This window comes from Micromonospora sp. NRRL B-16802 (assembly GCF_001279555.1).
GTDB classification, from domain to species: domain Bacteria; phylum Actinomycetota; class Actinomycetes; order Mycobacteriales; family Micromonosporaceae; genus Micromonospora; species Micromonospora profundi.
The window spans coordinates 40,936-57,928 of sequence record NZ_LGEB01000053.1 but is presented as its reverse complement, the minus strand read 5'-3'; the positions used below and the strand labels follow the sequence as shown (position 1 = coordinate 57,928).

Sequence of the window (16,993 nt, the reverse complement as noted above, 5' to 3'; positions counted from 1 at the left end):
GATGGCCAAGAAGGCGCTGATCATCAAGGCGGCCGCGAAGCCGAAGTTCTCGGTTCGCGCGTACACCCGCTGCCAGCGGTGCGGGCGTCCGAAGGCGGTCTACCGCAAGTTCGGGCTGTGCCGGGTCTGCATCCGGGAGATGGCCCACCGCGGTGAGCTGCCGGGTGTGTCCAAGGCTTCCTGGTAAGGGTGACCGCGTCCCGGCTGCCGGCCGGGAACTCCTGCACCGTTTAGGTATTGCTCTTCGCCGTAGGCCCGGGGCTGGTGCCCCGGGAACCCCGGCGAGAAAGGCTGACGAAATCCATGACGATGACCGACCCGATCGCAGACATGCTCACGCGTCTGCGTAACGCCAACCAGGCGTACCACGATCAGGTGAAGATGCCCTACTCCAAGATCAAGGCGAACATCGCCGAGGTCTTGAAGGCAGAGGGTTACATCGCCACCTGGTCGGTCGAGGAGCCCGAAGAGGGTGCCGTCGGCAAGCGACTGGTCGTCGAGCTGAAGTACGGCCAGAACCGGGAGCGGAGCCTGGCCGGCATCAAGCGCGTGTCCAAGCCCGGTCTCCGGGTTTACGCCAAGTCGGACGGGCTCCCGCGGGTGCTCGGCGGGCTGGGCGTGGCGATCATTTCGACGTCCCAGGGGCTGCTCACCGACCGGCAGGCCCGCAAGCGGAGCGTTGGCGGGGAAGTCCTCGCCTTCGTCTGGTAACGGGAGACAGGTAGAAATGTCGCGAATTGGACGTAAGTCGATCCCGGTACCGTCCGGCGTCGATATCACGATCGACGGGCAGACCGTCAAGGTCAAGGGCCCGAAGGGCGAGCTCCAGCACACCATCGCCGAGCCGATCACGGTCGAGCGTGGCGAGGACGGGCAGCTGAGCGTCAACCGCCCGAACGACGAGCGCAAGGCCAAGGAACTGCACGGCCTGAGCCGTACGCTGGTGGCCAACATGATCGTCGGCGTGACCGAGGGCTACCGCAAGAGCCTGGAGATCGCAGGCACCGGTTACCGGGTCACCGCCAAGGGTTCGGACCTCGAGTTCGCGCTCGGGTTCTCGCACCCGGTGCTCGTTCCGGCGCCGGCGGGTATCACCTTCACTGTGGAGCGGCCGACCCTGTTCCACGTGGCCGGCATCGACAAGCAGCAGGTCGGTGAGGTCGCCGCCAACATCCGGAAGATCCGCCCGCCGGAGCCCTACAAGGGCAAGGGCGTCAAGTACCAGGGCGAGGTCATCCGCCGCAAGGCCGGAAAGGCAGGTAAGAAGTGAGCGCCACGCTGCTCAAGCGCCGCCGCGGCGTCGCCGCCAAGCGCGCCGTTGGGCGTGCGCGTCGGCACTTCCGCGTCCGCAAGAACGTCAGCGGTACGGCCGAGCGTCCGCGCCTGGTCGTCACCCGTTCGCTGCGCCACATGGTCGCCCAGATCGTCGACGACACCAAGGGTCACACCCTGGCGTCGGCGTCGACCCTGGACGCCTCGCTGCGCGGTGCGGAGGGCGACAAGAGCGCCCTCGCCGGCAAGGTGGGCGCCCTGCTCGCCGAGCGGGCCAAGGCCGCCGGCGTCTCCAAGGTCGTCTTCGACCGCGGTGGCAACCGGTACGCGGGGCGAGTCGCCGCGCTTGCCGACGCCGCCCGCGAAGCCGGGCTCGAGTTCTAACAACCCCGTCACGAGAGATAAGGAAGGCTGCTGATGCCAGGTCAACAGCGCCGTGGCGGCGGGTCCGGTGGCAACGAGGGTGGTCGCCGCGACAACCGCCGTGAGGGCGGCCGCGGAAACGCGCCCGTCGAGAAGACCCCGCACCTTGAGCGGGTCGTCGCGATCAACCGCGTCGCCAAGGTCGTGAAGGGTGGTCGTCGCTTCAGCTTCACCGCCCTGGTGATCGTGGGCGACGGCGACGGCACGGTCGGCGTGGGCTACGGAAAGGCCAAGGAGGTGCCCGCGGCCATCGCCAAGGGCGTCGAGGAGGCCAAGAAGCACTTCTTCAAGGTGCCGCGTATCGGCCAGTCGATTCCGCACCCGGTGACGGGTGAGGACGCCGCTGGTGTGGTGCTGCTCAAGCCGGCCTCGGCCGGTACGGGTGTCATCGCCGGTGGTCCGGTGCGTGCCGTGCTGGAGTGCGCCGGGATCCACGACGTGCTCTCCAAGAGCCTCGGCTCGTCGAACCCGATCAACATCGTGCACGCCACCGTGGCGGCTCTGCGGGGGCTCGAGTCCCCGGAGCAGGTCGCTGCGCGTCGTGGTCTGCCGGTCGAGGACGTCGCGCCGGCCGCCATGCTGGCGTCGCGTGCGGGGGTGGCTCGCTGATGGCACGTCTGAAGGTCACCCAGCTCCGGTCCGGCATCGGGACCAAGCAGAACCAGCGTGATTCGCTGCGTTCGCTCGGTCTCAAGCGGATCAACGACGTGGTGGTCAAGGAAGACCGGCCCGAGATCCGTGGCATGATCTTCACGGTCAACCACCTCGTGAAGGTCGAGGAGGTCGAGTAATGACGATCAAGGTGCACCACCTGCGCCCGGCGCCTGGTTCCAAGACCGCGAAGACCCGTGTGGGTCGCGGTGAGGGTTCCAAGGGCAAGACCGCTGGTCGCGGTACCAAGGGTTCCAAGGCCCGCAAGAACATCTCGGCGGCGTTCGAGGGTGGGCAGATGCCCATCCACATGCGCCTGCCGAAGATGAAGGGCTTCAAGAACAAGTTCAAGGTGGTCTTCCAGGTGGTCAACCTGGACCGGCTCGCCGAGCTGTTCCCGAACGGCGGCCAGGTTGGCCCGCTGGAGCTGGTCGAGGCTGGGGCGGTCCGCAAGGGCCACCCGGTCAAGGTCCTCGGCACCGGGGATCTCGGCGGGGTGGCGCTCCAGGTGTCGGCGCACGCGTTCAGCGCGTCGGCCAAGGAGAAGATCGCCGCTGCCGGTGGCTCCGCCACCGAGCTGTAGGGACGTAAGAGACATGGCGCCCGTCCGGTTGTGAGCAACTGGACGGGCGCCATGGTCTGCCTGGGCGCGTGTGCGCCCGGTAATATCGGAATCGGTTTATGTAGCCGGGCGCATCTGCCCGGAGGGGGATAGGGCTGTTAGAGTCCCATCCCAGCCATGGAATCCGGGCACTCGCCCGGATCCACCCCGACCCGCCAGGGATCACCGGCGGCCCGCCTCGCGCAGGAGGAAGAAGTTGCTGTCCGCCTTTCTCAGTGCGTTCCGTACGCCTGACCTGCGCAAGAAGCTGCTGTTCACAGTAGGCATCATCGCGGTCTACCGACTGGGCGCCACGCTGCCCAGCCCGGGCGTCTCGTACGGCAACGTGCAGAAGTGCCTCGACACCCTCCAGGGTGAGTCGACGGGTGTGCTGAACCTGCTCAACCTCTTCTCCGGCGGAGCGCTGCTACAGCTCTCGGTCTTCGCGCTGGGCATCATGCCCTACATCACAGCGTCGATCATCCTGCAGCTGCTGACCGTCGTGATTCCGCGCCTGGAGCAGCTCCGCAAGGAGGGCCAGGCCGGCCAGGCGAAGATCACCCAGTACACCCGCTACCTGACTCTCGGTCTGGGTGTGCTTCAGGCTTCGGCGTTCGTGGCGCTGGCCCGTTCCGGCCAGCTCTTCCAGAACCGCTGCGACCAGTTCCCGATCATCCCCACCGGCACTGGCATCCCGGACTGGCTGACCCTGACCATCCTGGTGATGACGATGACCGCCGGTACCGGCATGGTCATGTGGCTCGGCGAGCTGATCACCGACCGGGGCGTCGGCAACGGCATGTCCGTCCTGATCTTCACCTCGATCGCGGCGCGGCTGCCCAGCGAGGGCTGGCAGATCAAGACCAGCAAGGGCTGGGACATGTTCGCCCTGGTCATCGCGCTGGTCCTGGTGGTCATCACCGCGGTCACCTTCATCGAGCAGGCGCAGCGCCGGATCCCGGTGCAGTACGCCAAGCGGATGATCGGCCGGCGGATGTACGGCGGCACCTCGACCTACATCCCGCTGAAGGTCAACCAGGCCGGTGTCATCCCGGTCATCTTCGGCTCGTCGCTGCTCTACCTGCCGCAGTTGGCGCTGCAGTTCTTCGATCAGACCGACCCGGGCAAAACCCAGGCGTGGATCCAGAACAACCTGGTCAACCCGAGTAGCCCGATCTACATCGCGGTCTACTTCCTGATGATCATCTTCTTCACGTACTTCTACGTCTCGATCACGTTCAACCCGACCGAGGTCGCGGACAACATGAAGAAGTACGGCGGCTTCGTGCCGGGCATCCGCCCCGGTAAGCCGACCGCCGACTACCTGGACTTCATCCTCAGTCGGATCACTCTGCCGGGCGCTCTGTACCTGGGTGTCATCTCCATCCTGCCGAACTTCTTCTTCATCTGGCTGGACAACCAGCAGTACCAGAACTTCCCGTTCGGCGGCACCGCTGTGCTCATCATGGTCGGCGTCGGTCTGGAGACCGTGAAGCAGATCGAGAGCCAACTCATGCAGCGGAACTACGAAGGGTTCCTGCGGTAGATGAGACTCGTTCTGGTTGGCCCGCCGGGAGCGGGCAAAGGCACGCAGGCCGAGTTCATCGCCGCCCACCTCTCGGTGCCGAAGATCTCGACCGGTGACATCTTCCGATCGAACGTCACCCAGGGCACGCCGCTCGGGGTCGAGGCGAAGCGTTACATGGATGCCGGTGAGCTGGTCCCGGACGAGGTGACCATCAACATGGTCCGGGACCGGCTGGCCGAGCCCGACGCCAGCGAGGGCTTCCTGCTCGACGGCTTTCCGCGGACCACTCCGCAGGCCGCCGCTCTGGACAAGCTCCTCGCCGACCTGGGCACCGCGCTGGACCTGGTCCTGGAGCTTGTGGTCGACGACGACGAGGTGATCCGGCGGCTGTCCGGCCGGCGCACCTGCCGGGGCTGCGGCAAGATCTGGCACGTCGAGTTCGACGCCACCACCCGGCCGGACGTCTGTGACCGTTGTGGCGCCGAGCTGTTCCAGCGGGACGACGACAAGCCGGAGACGATCGCCACCCGCCTGCGGGAGTACGGCGAGAAGACCGCGCCGCTTGTCGACTACTACGGCGCCCAGGGCAAGCTGGTCGGGATCGACGCCACCGGGCCGGTGGAGGACGTCACCACCCGGGCCATCGACGCCCTGCGGTCGTACGGCGGCTGAGGTCCGGCCGCATCACGGCGGATAGAGTGCGAACAGCGGGGTACGCATGACGTGCCCCGCTGAACGGCCACGAAAGGTAAACGCTCCATGCGTCGTCCCCAGCTGGATATCCAGCTGAAGACCCCTGACCAGATCGAGAAGATGCGGGCCGCCGGGCTGGTGGTCGCCGAGGCCCTGCGCCGCATGCGCGAGGCGGTTGCCCCCGGGGTGACCACCGCCGATCTGGACGCCATCGCCGAGTCGACGATCCGCGAGGCGGGCGGCGTCCCGTCGTTCAAGGGCTACCACGGCTTCCCGGCGTCGATCTGCTCCTCGGTGAACGAGCAGGTCGTGCACGCCATCCCCTCTGGAGAGCAGGTGCTCGCCGACGGTGACCTGATCTCGATCGACTGCGGTGCCGTGCTTGATGGTTGGCACGGCGACGCCGCCATCACAGTGGGCGTCGGCGACGTCGACCCGGCGCTGCTGCGGATGGCCGAGGTGGCCGAGGACGCGATGTGGGCCGGTATCGCTGCCGCCGCACGGGGTGCGGCCAGCGGGAAGGGCCGCCTCACCGACATCTCGCACGCTGTGGAGAGCGCGGTCCGCAAGGGCGGCAGGTACGGCATCGTCGACGGGTACGGCGGGCACGGCATCGGCACCGAGATGCACCAGGACCCGCACGTGCTCAACCACGGCCGACCGGGCAAGGGTCCACGCCTGGTCCCCGGTATGGCGCTTGCCATCGAGCCCATGATCACCATGGCGTCGCCGCGTACCGTCGAATTGGCCGACGGTTGGACGGTCGTCACCCGGGACGGGTCGGTCGCGGCGCACGTCGAGCATTCGATGGCGCTGTTGCCGGACGGCGTCTGGGTGCTCACGGCCTTCGACGGCGGCCGGACCCGTCTGGGCGACCTGGTGACGGCCCGCCAACCGGCAGTCTCGGCAGCCTCCTAGACCCCGCACCGCTCTGGCGCGCCGGGCGTCAGGGGGTCGGACGGGTGAGACGGTTTTTGTTTCCGGGTGGCATGCTTGCCGGCATGGACGGGCGCGACGGGATGCGAGCGGCGGACGCGGATCGCGAGGCGGTGGCCGAGCGTTTGCGGGCCGCCCTCGGCGAGGGTCGACTCGACCTGCACGAGTACGACGAGCGGGTGCAGAACGCGTACGCGGCGCGCACGTACGCCGACTTGGATGCCCTGCTGGTCGACCTGCCCCCGGTGGCGCCCGCCGAGCGCTCCGCTGTGGTGCCGGCCAGCCTGCCCGCCGAGCCGCCGAGCGTGGTGGTGGGCGACCAGCCGGTGGCAGGTGGCGTCACCGCCCGCTGGCTGGCCGAGGTGTGGCTGCCCTACCTCCAGGTGATCGGCATCGTGGTGGCCGTGTGGGGCGTCACGTCGATGCTCAGCGGCGAGCTGCTCTACTTCTGGCCGGCCTGGGTGGCCGGGCCGTGGGGTGCGGTGCTGGCGGTTCGCACTGTCACCGGGTTGGCCGGGGGAGAGCCGCGACGCCGGGCGATCGAGCGGGAGCGCCGACGGGAGCGCAAGCGCCTGAAGCGTGAGCGGCGGCGCGAGTTGCGCGCCGGTGAATCGGACGAACGAGACGATCCCTCGCCTGCGAGCTGACCACCAGCGGCCGCTTTGGGAGATCATCGGGTCTCCGGGAGGCGGGGTCGTACCCGACACGGTGCTCGGGTGCCGGCCGGTTTGGCGACGGCGTGCAGGCCGGCGTACACTTTCTGTTCGGCGCACAGCGTCCACTCCGGCATGCCCACCCTGCGCTTCGGTGGGAGCTGGAGCCGCGGCTGGCGCGGGCATCTGATCTTGGTCAGTTCCCGTGTAAGACGTTGTGGGCCGCCCGGAGCAATCGACGTCAGGACAGCGGAGGACATGCCGAAAAAAGACGGAGCCATCGAGATCGAGGGTCGAGTCATCGAGCCCCTGCCGAACGCAATGTTCCGGGTGGAGCTCGCGAACGGCCATAAGGTGCTGGCTCACATCAGCGGCAAGATGCGGCAGCACTACATCCGCATCCTGCCGGAGGACCGGGTCGTCGTCGAACTCTCGCCGTACGACCTGACCCGCGGGCGCATCGTCTACCGCTACAAGTAGTCCTGACGACGGCCGGGAAGTCCCGTGTCCGTCTTCGACGTCCGGTCTCGCGCCTCGCGCGTCCCCGGGCCAGATGGGAAGTAAGGCAACCGTGAAGGTCAAGCCGAGCGTCAAGAGGATCTGCAACAAGTGCCGGGTAATCCGCCGGCACGGCCGGGTCATGGTCATCTGCACCGACCCGCGCCACAAGCAGCGCCAGGGCTGATCTCAGCCCGTCCGGCCGGACACGGCCGGGTGGCGTTGGCCCAGGCAGATCCTCAGCGACACACAAGACACATGCTCGTCCCAGCCGCGAGCGGTACGTGAAGACGTACTCCTTTCGTGGCTGACCCCCGGTCGGAGGCCGGGGCCCGCTCGGGCAGCGACCGATCCCGGTCGCCGGCGCTTACAGCGTCGGAAAGACGGGACGGCCGGTAGCGGGGTGGGACGGGTCCACACCTCCGCCACACATCACGAGGAGTACGCCCGCACATGGCACGTCTAGTCGGCGTGGATCTCCCCCGCGAGAAGCGGATGGAAATCGCGCTCACCTACATCTTCGGGGTCGGTCGCACCCGCGCCCTGGAGACACTCGCCGCCACCGGCATCTCGCCGGACAAGCGCGCTCGGGACCTCACGGACGAGGAGCTCGTGCAGCTCCGCGACCACATCGAGGGCAACTACAAGGTTGAAGGCGACCTGCGCCGCGAGGTCGCCGCTGACATCCGCCGCAAGGTCGAGATCGGCTGCTACGCCGGCATCCGGCACCGCCGGGGCCTGCCCGTGCGTGGCCAGCGGACCAAGACCAATGCACGGACCCGCAAGGGCCCGAAGCGGACCGTCGCCGGCAAGAAGAAGCCCGGCAAGAAGTAATAGGAGCGCACAGACTTATGCCACCGAAGGCTCGTGCCGGAGCCGCTGTAAAGAAGGTCCGGCGCAAGGAACGCAAGAACGTCGCCCACGGGCAGGCGCACATCAAGAGCACGTTCAACAACACCATCGTGTCCATCACGGACCCGACCGGTGCGGTCATCTCCTGGGCCTCCGCTGGCCAGGTGGGCTTCAAGGGCTCCCGCAAGTCGACTCCGTTCGCCGCGCAGCTGGCCGCCGAGGCCGCCGCGCGTCGCGCCATGGAGCACGGCATGCGCAAGGTCGACGTGTTTGTCAAGGGCCCCGGCTCCGGCCGGGAGACCGCCATCCGTTCGCTGCAGGCCGTGGGCCTCGAGGTCGGCCAGATCGCCGACGTCACCCCGCAGCCGCACAACGGGTGCCGTCCGCCTAAGCGTCGTCGGGTCTGAGAGGTAGAGAGAGATGGCTCGTTACACCGGTGCAGACTGCCGCCGTTGCCGGCGGGAGAAGATGAAGCTGTTCCTCAAGGGCAGCAAGTGCGATGGTCCGAAGTGCCCGTTCGAGTCCCGGCCGTTCCCGCCCGGGCAGCACGGCCGCGGCCGCACCAAGGAGACGGAGTACCTGCTCCAGCTCCGTGAGAAGCAGAAGGCCCGTCGTGTCTACGGCGTGCTGGAGAAGCAGTTCCGCGGTTACTACGAGGAAGCCGTTGGCAAGCAGGCCAAGACCGGTGAGGTCCTCCTGCAGATCCTCGAGTCGCGGCTGGACAACGTCGTTTACCGGGCCGGCTACGCCCACTCGCGGGACATGGCCCGCCAGCTGGTCAAGCACGGTCACTTCACGGTGAACGGCAAGAAGGTCGACATCCCGTCGTACCGCGTCAAGGAGCACGACATCATCGAGGTTCGGGGCAAGAGCAAGGAGCTCACCCCGTTCGTCGTCGCGCAGGCTCAGGCCGGCTCGAAGACGGTTCCGGCGTGGCTTGAGGCCATCCCGAGCCAGATGAAGGTGCTCGTGCACTCCCTCCCGGCCCGGCAGGTCATCGACACGCAGGTCCAGGAGCAGCTGATCGTCGAGCTCTACTCCAAGTAGTCCGAGCTCGTGCGGTGGCCCGCCCTTCGGGGCGGGCCACCGGAACGGTTTGTGTCGTGGACGTCAAATAGCGGGCGTCCCGGAAGAGAAGAGAAAAGATGCTCATCAGCCAGCGACCCTCCCTCTCCGAGGAGTCGATCAACGAGACCCGGTCGCGGTTCGCCATCGAGCCGCTGGAGCCGGGCTTCGGCTACACCCTGGGCAACTCGCTGCGGCGCACGCTGCTGTCGTCGATCCCGGGTGCGGCGGTCACCTCGATCAAGATCGACGGCGTGCTGCACGAGTTCACCACGATCCCCGGTGTCAAGGAGGACGTGGTCGAGCTCGTCATGAACATCAAGGAGCTGTGCGTCAGCTCCGAGCACGACGAGCCGGTCAGCATGTACCTGCGCAAGCAGGGTCCGGGCGACGTCACCGCGGGCGACATCCAGCCCCCGGCCGGCGTCTCGGTGCACAACCCGGACCTGAAGCTCGCCACCCTCAACGGCAAGGGCCGGCTCGACATGGAGCTGACCGTCGAGCGGGGCCGGGGCTACGTGACGGCTGCGCAGAACAAGCAGTCCGGCGCCGAGATCGGCCGGATCCCTGTCGACTCGATCTACTCGCCGGTGCTGAAGGTGACGTACCGCGTCGAGGCGACCCGTGTCGAGCAGCGCACCGACTTCGACCGGCTGATCATCGACGTCGAGACCAAGCCGTCGATGGGTCCGCGTACGGCCCTGGCGTCGGCCGGTTCGACGCTTGTGGAGCTGTTCGGTCTGGCTCGGGAGCTTGACGAGACCGCCGAGGGCATCGACATCGGGCCGTCCCCGCAGGACGCTCAGCTGGCGGCGGACCTCGCCCTGCCGATCGAGGAGCTGGACCTCACCGTCCGCTCCTACAACTGCCTCAAGCGCGAGGGCATCAACTCCGTTGGTGAGCTCATCGGGCGTACCGAGGCCGACCTCCTCGACATCCGCAACTTCGGTCAGAAGTCGATCGACGAGGTCAAGATGAAGCTCGCCGGGATGGGTCTTGGGCTGAAGGACTCGGCCCCGAACTTCGACCCGGCGAACGTCGTGGACACCTTCGGCGAGGCCGACTACGACACCGACGACTACCGCGAGACCGAGCAGCTCTAGTCCGCGCTGCCGCCACAACTGAGGAGCACCAAAAATGCCCACGCCCACCAAGGGCCCCCGCCTCGGCGGCAGCCCCTCGCACGAGCGGCTGATGCTGGCGAACCTGGCCACCGCGCTGTTCCAGCACGGCAAGATCCAGACCACCGAGACGAAGGCCCGGCGGCTGCGCCCGCTGGCCGAGCAGCTCATCACCAAGGCCAAGCGCGGTGACCTCGCCTCGCGGCGGCGGGTGCTGGGTGTCGTCAAGGACAAGGACGTTGTCTACGCCCTGTTCGACCAGATCGCGCCCCGGTACTCCAACCGCCCCGGCGGTTACACCCGGATCGTGAAGACCGGTCCCCGCAAGGGCGACAACGCGCCGATGGCGATCATCGAGCTGGTCGAGGAGCTTCAGGTCGCCGAGCCCAAGGTGAACAAGAAGACCGCGGCCCGCAAGGCTGCGCAGCAGGACAAGGTCGAGGCGCTCGCTCCGGCCGACGAGGCCCCGAAGTCGGCTCCGGCCGACCAGGACTCCGAGGCGCCGGTGTCGGCGTCCGGTGACACCGACGCCGCCCGCGAGGACAGCGACGAGGCCACCGAGAACAAGGCCTGATCAAGGGCAACGTCGGGCCCGGCACCCCCATCGGGGTGCCGGGCCCGACCCATGACAGGAGGTACGAGGTGGACGAGCGGATCCGGCTGCGGCTGGACGTCTCGTACGACGGTGCGGACTTCTCCGGCTGGGCTGCCCAGCCGACCCGGCGCACCGTCGCCGGGGTGCTCGTCGAGACCCTGGACCTGGTCCTCGGCGCCGGCACGGCAACCGGATTGACGGTGGCCGGGCGGACCGACGCGGGGGTGCACGCCACAGGTCAGGTCTGCCACCTCGACCTTCCCGTCGACGTGTGGCGGCAGCACGAGGGACGGCTGCTGCGTCGGTTGGCACGGCTGCTTCCCACCGACGTGCGGGTGACGGCGATGACCGAGGTGCCCGCCGACTTCGACGCCCGCTTCTCGGCCACCTTCCGGCGCTACGAGTACCGGGTCACCGACGCGGCCTTCGGTGCCGAGCCGCTGCGCCGGCACGAGGTGTTGGCCTGGCCGAGGCCGCTGGATCTGGCCGCGCTCAACGCGGCGGCGGCCGGCCTGGTGGGAGAGCACGACTTCGCCGCGTACTGCCGGCGCAAGGAGAACGCGACGACGCTGCGCGAGGTGACCCGGCTGGACTGGCGCCGGGAGCCGGACGGCATCCTGGTCGCCACCGTGCAGGCGGACGCGTTCTGCCAGGCGATGGTGCGCAGCCTGGTGGGGGCGATGCTGGTGGCCGGGGACGGCCGCCGCCCGGTCGAGTGGCCGGGCAGTCTGCTGACCCGCCAGGAACGCTCCAGCGAGGTGACTGTGGCGCCCGCGCACGGGTTGACACTGGTGGCGGTCGGTTACCCGGCCGACCCGACCGAGTACGCCCGCCGCGCCGACCTCACCCGCCGCCTGCGTGTCGCCGCCGAAGCCTCGGCGCCGGTCGAAGGCTGACCAAACGACGACGGGTGTGCCACCGGTCGGCGGCACACCCGTCAAACGGGCTCGCGTCAGTCGCCCGGCAACTCGTCGTCGTCGCCGCTCTGGCTGCCGCTGCCCTCGGTGGGCGCCGGCGTCGGCTGTACGGCCATCGCGGTGTCGGCCCGGCGTTGCAGCACGCCCCGGCTGAGGTGCACCTCGATCATGTCGAACAGCACCTCCCGGATCTTGGCGTCGCCGGACTTCACGGCGGCCCCGTCGGCGCGGACCACCAGGGCGTACGCCAGGTAGTGCCCGCGGACCTGCCAACCGACCCGCGCCGGTGCGCTTGTCAGCGCGTCGGTGCCGTCGTCGTCGCCGGTGGTCAGACCCCGGAAGCGGCCCTGCCGTTCGTCGAGCAGTTGCCGGAGCCGGTCGCGGGTCCGTTCCGCGCTGACCTTGTCGGTGAGGTTGAACAGGCCCGTGGTGACCAGGTGGTCGCCGCTCGGGGATCGCAAGGTGGCCCGTACGACCTGGTTGCAGCCGAGGCGGACCAGCAGGTCGGCCACCTCGCCGGTGGCGGCGACGGCGCAACTGCCGCTGGACTGCGTCTTGAGCACCTGGTAGGCGGTCTGGCCGTCGGCGAGCTTCAGCTCCTTGCCGGGAAAGAGTTCCTTGGCGGTGAGCGGGGCCTGGTCGGTGTCCCGGGAGTCGAGGTCCTGTCGCTGGGCGGGGGTGGGCGCGGCGGCGTTCGGCTGGAGCGTCGGGGTGGTCTGGGGCTCCTGGTTGCGGTCCGCCAGCAGAGCGGCGGCGCCCAGGCCGCAGAGGGCGAGCAGGACCAGGACGGCGGCACCGCCGACGACCGCCTGCCAGAGTCGTCCGCCGCTGCGTCGGGTGGACGGATCCACCGGCTGGGCGGAGGTGTAGACCTGACCGAGCGGCGGGCTGGCCGGGGTGGCGGCGCGGGCGGCCGGTGGTGGTTGCGTCGAGGGCAGCATCAACTGGTTCGGCCGGGGCAGCGACGGGGCCGGAAAGCGCGACGGGGAAGGCCCGGCCGCCGGCGGTGGCCCGGCACCGAGCGCGGGCAGGTCGGACCCGGGCTCCGGGTACTCCTCGAATGCGTCCTCATCGGACTCGTACCGATACACCATGTTGCCCAGAGTAGGAGCCATTGTCCCTTTAGGGGCAATAATGGGGAATGTGCATGTGGGCCGTGTCGTGAGCATGCCGAGCCGGTGCGAGAATTGCCGACGTGACCGGTGACCACTACTTCAGCGCTCAACCCGCAAGCGAAGCCCCGGCGCGCGAGGTCGAGTTCACCGTCGCCGACCGCGACTACCGGCTCGGCTCGGCCGGCGGGGTCTTCTCCGCCAGCCGCCTCGACCCCGGCACCGCCGTACTCCTGCGCAAGGCAGACCTTCCCGCCGCCGACACCACAGGTGACCTGCTCGACCTCGGCTGCGGGTTCGGCCCGATCGCCTGCGTGCTCGCCGACCTGGCACCGGCGAGCACCGTCTGGGCGGTCGACGTCAACGCCCGCGCCCGCGAACTCACCGAAGCCAACGCGGCCCGGGTTAACGCCGCCGACCGGGTCCTGGTCCGCGCGCCGGACGACGTGCCGGCGGAGGTTCGATTCGCCCAGCTCTGGTCCAACCCACCCATCCGGATCGGCAAGGACGACCTGCACGAGTTGTTGCGGCGCTGGCTTCCCCGGCTCGCTCCGGACGGCGTCGGCTGGCTTGTCGTCGCCCGCCACCTCGGCGGCGACTCGCTGCACCGCTGGCTCACCGACGAGGGCTGGCAGGTCGAGCGGTACGCCAGCCAGAAGGGGTTCCGGGTGCTGCGGGTCGCCCGGTAATTGGATGTCCCCCCGGCCCGCGCTGGGGCAGTATCCCGGCGTGGGATACGTGGACGTGGCAGCGGTCGGGCACATCCTGCCCGACGGTCGGGAACTCTTCGCCGACGTGTCGTTCCGGGTCGGTGAGGGCAGCAAGGTCGCCCTTGTCGGGCCGAACGGCGCGGGAAAGACGACGCTGCTGAGGATGGTCGCCGGTGACCTGCCGGTGCGTACCGGCGCCGTCGCGCGCGCCGGCGGGCTGGGCGTGATGCGCCAGTTCATCGGCATGATCGGCGACGAGACGACACTCGCCGACCTGGCGCTGTCGCTCGCCCCGCCACTGCTGCGCGACGCCGGCCGCCGGCTCGCCGAGACCGAGGAGGCCATGCGGGCGGCCGAGGTCCGCGGCAAGTTCAGCAGCGCCGCAGGCAAGGCACAGTTGGCGTACGCCGACGCGCTGGGCGCCTGGGGCGAAGCCGGCGGCTACGACGCCGAGGTGCTCTTCGACACCGTCGCCACCATCGTGCTCGACAAGCCCTGGGACGCAGTCCGGGACCGGCCGGTGCGCACCCTCTCCGGCGGGCAGCAGAAGCGCTTCGCGTTGGAGTTGCTGCTGCGCGGCCCGGACGAGGTGCTGCTGCTCGACGAACCGGACAACTTCCTCGACGTACCCGGCAAACGCTGGCTGGAGGCGCGGCTGCGCGAGTCGGTCAAATCGGTGCTCTACGTCTCGCACGACCGGGAACTGCTGGCACAGACCGCCGACCGGGTGGTCGCCGTGGAGGGTGGCAGCGCCTGGGTGCACCCGGGCGGCTTCGCCAGCTGGCACGAGGCCCGGACGAACCGGCACGCACGCCTCGACGAGCTGCGTCGACGCTGGGACGAGGAACACCAGAAGCTGCGCGAGCTGATGCTGATGTACAAGCAGAAGGCGGCGTACAACGACGGGTTGGCCTCGCGCTACCAGGCCGCGCAGACCCGGTTGCGCAAGTTCGAGGAGGCCGGGCCGCCGCCCGTACCCCCGAAGGACCAGGACATCCGGATGCGGCTGACCGGCGGACGGACCGGCAAGCGCGCGGTCATCTGCGACCAACTGGAGCTCGACGGCCTGACGTTCCCCTTCGACCTGGAGATCTGGTACGGCGATCGGGTGGCGGTGCTCGGTGCCAACGGCACCGGCAAGTCGCACTTCCTGCGGCTGCTGGCCCGGGGCGGCACCGATCCCGACCCGGCCAACGGGCCGGTCGACGGTGCGGGCGCGCTCGCCCCGGTGGCGCACGAGGGCACTGCCCGGCTGGGTGCCCGGGTCCGCCCCGGGCACTTCTCCCAGACACACGACCGGCCGGAGCTGACGGACAGGACGCTTGTCGAGATCCTGTGGCGGGGCGACGAGCACCGCACCGGGATGGACCGGCACGCGGCGATGGGGGTGCTCAGCCGCTACGAACTGGCCGCGCAGGGCGATCAGCGCTTCGGCACTCTCTCCGGCGGGCAGCAGGCCCGATTCCTGGTGCTGCTGCTGGAGCTGTCCGGGGCGACCCTGCTGCTGCTCGACGAACCCACCGACAACCTCGACCTGGCCAGCGCGGAGGCACTGGAGGCGGGCCTGAACGCCTTTGAGGGGACGGTGGTGGCCGTCACCCACGACCGCTGGTTCACCCGCTCGTTCGACCGGTTCGTGCTGTTCCGGGGCGACAGCGAGGTGGTGGAGACCCCGGAGCCGGTCTGGGACGTGGGCTGAGAGCGAAGGAAGGGCCCCTTACTAACGCCAGGCGTTAGTAAGGGGCCCTTCCTTCGCTGGGCATAGGGTGGATCTCGTGACTGAGATGACCTATCGCCGGCTGGGCGACTCCGGGCTCGTGGTGTCCGTCGTCGGCATCGGCTGCAACAACTTCGGCCGCAAGCTCGACCTCGACGGCACCCGCGCGGTGGTGGACGCCGCCCTGGACGCCGGGATCACCCTTTTCGACACCGCCGACATCTACGGCGAGCCGCAGGGCAGCTCCGAGGAACTGCTCGGGCAGGCCCTCAAGGGTCGTCGCGACGACGTCGTGGTGGCCACCAAGTTCGGCATGGACATGAACGGCCTCAACGGGCCGGACTTCGGTGCCCGGGGCGCGCGGCGCTACATCGCCCGCGCAGTGGAGGCGTCGCTGCGCCGGCTCGGCACCGACCACATCGACCTCTACCAGATGCACGAGCCCGACCCGGGCACCCCGATCGACGAGACCCTCGCCGCTCTCGACGACCTGGTCCGCGACGGCAAGGTGCGCTACCTGGGCAACTCCAACTTCTCCGGGTGGCAGATCGCCGACGCCGACTGGGTGGCCTCGTCCAACGGTCGGTCCCGCTTCATCAGCGCGCAGAACCACTACAACCTGCTGGAGCGCTCGGTCGAGGCCGAGGTGATCCCCGCCTGCGAGCGGTTCGGCCTCGGCATGCTGCCGTTCTTCCCGCTCGCCAACGGCCTGCTCACCGGCAAGTACAAGCGCAGTGAGCAGCCTCCTGCGGGCAGTCGGCTCTCCGGCGGTGGCCGGTACGCCGAGCGCCTCGCCGCGGCCAACTGGGACACCATCGAGGCGCTTGAGGCGTACGCCGCCGAGCGGGGTCTGACGATGCTCCAGGTGGCGATCGGCGGGCTGGCCGCCCAGCCGGCGGTGACCTCTGTGATCGCCGGTGCCACCACGCCCGAGCAGGTGCACGCCAACGCCGCGGCCGGCACGTGGGAGCCCAGCGACGAGGACCTGGCGGCGCTGCGCGCCATCGGCTGATCCCGAACGTCCGAACGCGGCATGACTCGCGTTCCCTGAAGTCGGGGTGGTCCGGGGCCGGAACACCCCGACTTGGCCGATCAGTCGTTCTGGGTGCCGGTGCGGCGGCGACCGAACAGCATCGCCACACCCATCGCGGCGGCGGTGAGCACCAGGCCGGCAGCCGCGATCGGCCACCAACCGCCACCCGCCCCACTGCCGGCGGCACGGTTCGTGTCCGCCGTCACGGCCACCGGCGCGGGAGCCGGCGCGGTCTGTGCCACCTTCGCCTGGATGTCGGCGGTCGCCTTGCCGGGATTCGGTGCCGGAGCGGTCACCGTCACCCGCCACTTACCGGGGGAGAGCAGAGGGCCGCTGCTGTAGAAGCCCTGCCCCTCGGGTGCCGGCTCCAGTTGCACCGGGCCGATCCGCTGCCCGTCCGGACCAGTGCCGGTGAGGACCAACCGCACCGGCTTGTCCAGCCGGTGCCCGTCGCTGTAGGTGGCCTGGATGGTCACCCCTTCGGCGCCGTCACCGGCGACCTCAAGCTTCAGCTTGCCGGTGTGCGCCGCCGCAGGGGCGGTGGAGAGCAGCGCCAGGACCAACCCGACGACCACGGCGGTGAACACCGCACGGATACGAGTCACGGACGTCTCCT

General features: G+C 69.3%; 24 protein-coding genes. 22 read left to right on the top strand and 2 right to left on the bottom strand.

All coding sequences use genetic code 11. The features are described from left to right. Position 1: 1 nt before the first annotated feature. The 19 genes from ADK66_RS10555 to truA all read left to right on the top strand — a co-directional run bounded on the left by ADK66_RS10555 (position 2) and on the right by truA (position 11,784). Positions 2–187, top strand: coding sequence for a type Z 30S ribosomal protein S14 (locus tag ADK66_RS10555; RefSeq protein ID WP_007465272.1), 186 nt, complete (start codon positions 2–4; stop codon positions 185–187). Between the two features lie 116 nt (positions 188–303). Next, positions 304–711: a 30S ribosomal protein S8 gene (rpsH, locus tag ADK66_RS10550; RefSeq protein ID WP_007465270.1), complete on the top strand. Its 408-nt coding sequence runs from the start codon at positions 304–306 to the stop codon at positions 709–711. Positions 712–727: 16 nt separating this feature from the next. After that, on the top strand, positions 728–1,270 hold the full coding sequence (gene rplF, locus ADK66_RS10545) for a 50S ribosomal protein L6 (RefSeq protein ID WP_053653934.1): 543 nt from the start codon (positions 728–730) through the stop codon (positions 1,268–1,270). Beyond that, positions 1,267–1,656, top strand: a complete 390-nt coding sequence (gene rplR, locus ADK66_RS10540) for a 50S ribosomal protein L18 (RefSeq protein ID WP_030329901.1) — start codon at positions 1,267–1,269, stop codon at positions 1,654–1,656. Before rplF ends, rplR begins: the two co-directional genes overlap by 4 nt. A gap of 33 nt (positions 1,657–1,689) precedes the next feature. Beyond that, the gene (gene rpsE / locus ADK66_RS10535) at positions 1,690–2,304 is read left to right on the top strand and encodes a 30S ribosomal protein S5 (protein ID WP_053653932.1); all 615 of its coding nucleotides are present in this window, start codon (positions 1,690–1,692) and stop codon (positions 2,302–2,304) included. Next, the gene (gene rpmD, locus ADK66_RS10530) at positions 2,304–2,486 is read left to right on the top strand and encodes a 50S ribosomal protein L30 (RefSeq protein ID WP_030329904.1); all 183 of its coding nucleotides are present in this window, start codon (positions 2,304–2,306) and stop codon (positions 2,484–2,486) included. The genes rpsE and rpmD overlap by 1 nt, the downstream gene beginning before the upstream one ends. Beyond that, on the top strand, positions 2,486–2,929 hold the full coding sequence (rplO, locus tag ADK66_RS10525) for a 50S ribosomal protein L15 (RefSeq protein WP_053653930.1): 444 nt from the start codon (positions 2,486–2,488) through the stop codon (positions 2,927–2,929). Before rpmD ends, rplO begins: the two co-directional genes overlap by 1 nt. A gap of 235 nt (positions 2,930–3,164) precedes the next feature. After that, entirely contained in the window at positions 3,165–4,493 is a 1,329-nt protein-coding gene (secY, locus tag ADK66_RS10520; RefSeq protein ID WP_053653928.1) for a preprotein translocase subunit SecY, read from the top strand. Then, positions 4,494–5,147, top strand: a complete 654-nt coding sequence (locus ADK66_RS10515) for an adenylate kinase (protein WP_053653926.1) — start codon at positions 4,494–4,496, stop codon at positions 5,145–5,147. It begins immediately after the preceding gene. A gap of 87 nt (positions 5,148–5,234) precedes the next feature. Next, positions 5,235–6,086: a type I methionyl aminopeptidase gene (map, locus tag ADK66_RS10510; protein ID WP_053653925.1), complete on the top strand. Its 852-nt coding sequence runs from the start codon at positions 5,235–5,237 to the stop codon at positions 6,084–6,086. Between the two features lie 83 nt (positions 6,087–6,169). Beyond that, positions 6,170–6,751 (top strand): DUF1707 domain-containing protein, encoded by a 582-nt coding sequence (locus ADK66_RS10505; RefSeq protein WP_053654949.1) that lies wholly within the window; start codon positions 6,170–6,172, stop codon positions 6,749–6,751. Between the two features lie 264 nt (positions 6,752–7,015). After that, positions 7,016–7,237 carry a translation initiation factor IF-1 gene (gene infA, locus ADK66_RS10500; protein WP_007073013.1) on the top strand — a complete coding sequence of 74 codons (222 nt, stop codon included), beginning with the start codon at positions 7,016–7,018 and terminating at the stop codon, positions 7,235–7,237. Between the two features lie 91 nt (positions 7,238–7,328). Then, entirely contained in the window at positions 7,329–7,442 is a 114-nt protein-coding gene (gene rpmJ, locus ADK66_RS10495) for a 50S ribosomal protein L36 (protein ID WP_012184307.1), read from the top strand. A gap of 266 nt (positions 7,443–7,708) precedes the next feature. Continuing rightward, positions 7,709–8,089 (top strand): 30S ribosomal protein S13, encoded by a 381-nt coding sequence (gene rpsM, locus ADK66_RS10490; RefSeq protein ID WP_007465236.1) that lies wholly within the window; start codon positions 7,709–7,711, stop codon positions 8,087–8,089. 17 nt (positions 8,090–8,106) lie between these two features. Then, a complete protein-coding gene (gene rpsK, locus ADK66_RS10485; RefSeq protein WP_030329919.1) occupies positions 8,107–8,514 on the top strand; it encodes a 30S ribosomal protein S11 in 408 nt (135 codons plus the stop codon). A 13-nt stretch (positions 8,515–8,527) separates the two neighbouring features. Further along, entirely contained in the window at positions 8,528–9,154 is a 627-nt protein-coding gene (gene rpsD / locus ADK66_RS10480) for a 30S ribosomal protein S4 (RefSeq protein ID WP_007465229.1), read from the top strand. 98 nt (positions 9,155–9,252) lie between these two features. Next, positions 9,253–10,275: a DNA-directed RNA polymerase subunit alpha gene (locus ADK66_RS10475; RefSeq protein ID WP_053653923.1), complete on the top strand. Its 1,023-nt coding sequence runs from the start codon at positions 9,253–9,255 to the stop codon at positions 10,273–10,275. Positions 10,276–10,309: 34 nt separating this feature from the next. Beyond that, on the top strand, positions 10,310–10,867 hold the full coding sequence (rplQ, locus tag ADK66_RS10470) for a 50S ribosomal protein L17 (protein ID WP_053653920.1): 558 nt from the start codon (positions 10,310–10,312) through the stop codon (positions 10,865–10,867). A 68-nt stretch (positions 10,868–10,935) separates the two neighbouring features. After that, positions 10,936–11,784, top strand: coding sequence for a tRNA pseudouridine(38-40) synthase TruA (gene truA / locus ADK66_RS10465; RefSeq protein ID WP_053653918.1), 849 nt, complete (start codon positions 10,936–10,938; stop codon positions 11,782–11,784). Between the two features lie 56 nt (positions 11,785–11,840). On the opposite strand, the gene ADK66_RS10460 is transcribed toward truA, so the two are convergent. After that, entirely contained in the window at positions 11,841–12,899 is a 1,059-nt protein-coding gene (locus tag ADK66_RS10460) for a hypothetical protein (protein WP_053653916.1), read from the bottom strand. Positions 12,900–13,000: 101 nt separating this feature from the next. Here ADK66_RS10460 and ADK66_RS10455 point away from each other — a divergent pair, with 101 nt between their 5' ends. The 3 genes from ADK66_RS10455 (at position 13,001) to ADK66_RS10445 (ending at position 16,356) form a co-directional block, all read left to right on the top strand. Next, positions 13,001–13,606, top strand: a complete 606-nt coding sequence (locus ADK66_RS10455) for a class I SAM-dependent methyltransferase (protein WP_053653914.1) — start codon at positions 13,001–13,003, stop codon at positions 13,604–13,606. A gap of 40 nt (positions 13,607–13,646) precedes the next feature. Next, on the top strand, positions 13,647–15,326 hold the full coding sequence (locus ADK66_RS10450; protein WP_053653912.1) for an ABC-F family ATP-binding cassette domain-containing protein: 1,680 nt from the start codon (positions 13,647–13,649) through the stop codon (positions 15,324–15,326). Positions 15,327–15,393: 67 nt separating this feature from the next. Beyond that, positions 15,394–16,356 carry an aldo/keto reductase gene (locus ADK66_RS10445; protein WP_197281482.1) on the top strand — a complete coding sequence of 321 codons (963 nt, stop codon included), beginning with the start codon at positions 15,394–15,396 and terminating at the stop codon, positions 16,354–16,356. Between the two features lie 80 nt (positions 16,357–16,436). Here the strand turns inward: ADK66_RS10445 and ADK66_RS10440 are convergent, their stop codons facing one another. Then, complete coding sequence (locus tag ADK66_RS10440) at positions 16,437–16,982, bottom strand: hypothetical protein (protein ID WP_053653910.1); 546 nt, start codon at positions 16,980–16,982, stop codon at positions 16,437–16,439. Between the last annotated feature and the right edge of the window lie 11 nt (positions 16,983–16,993).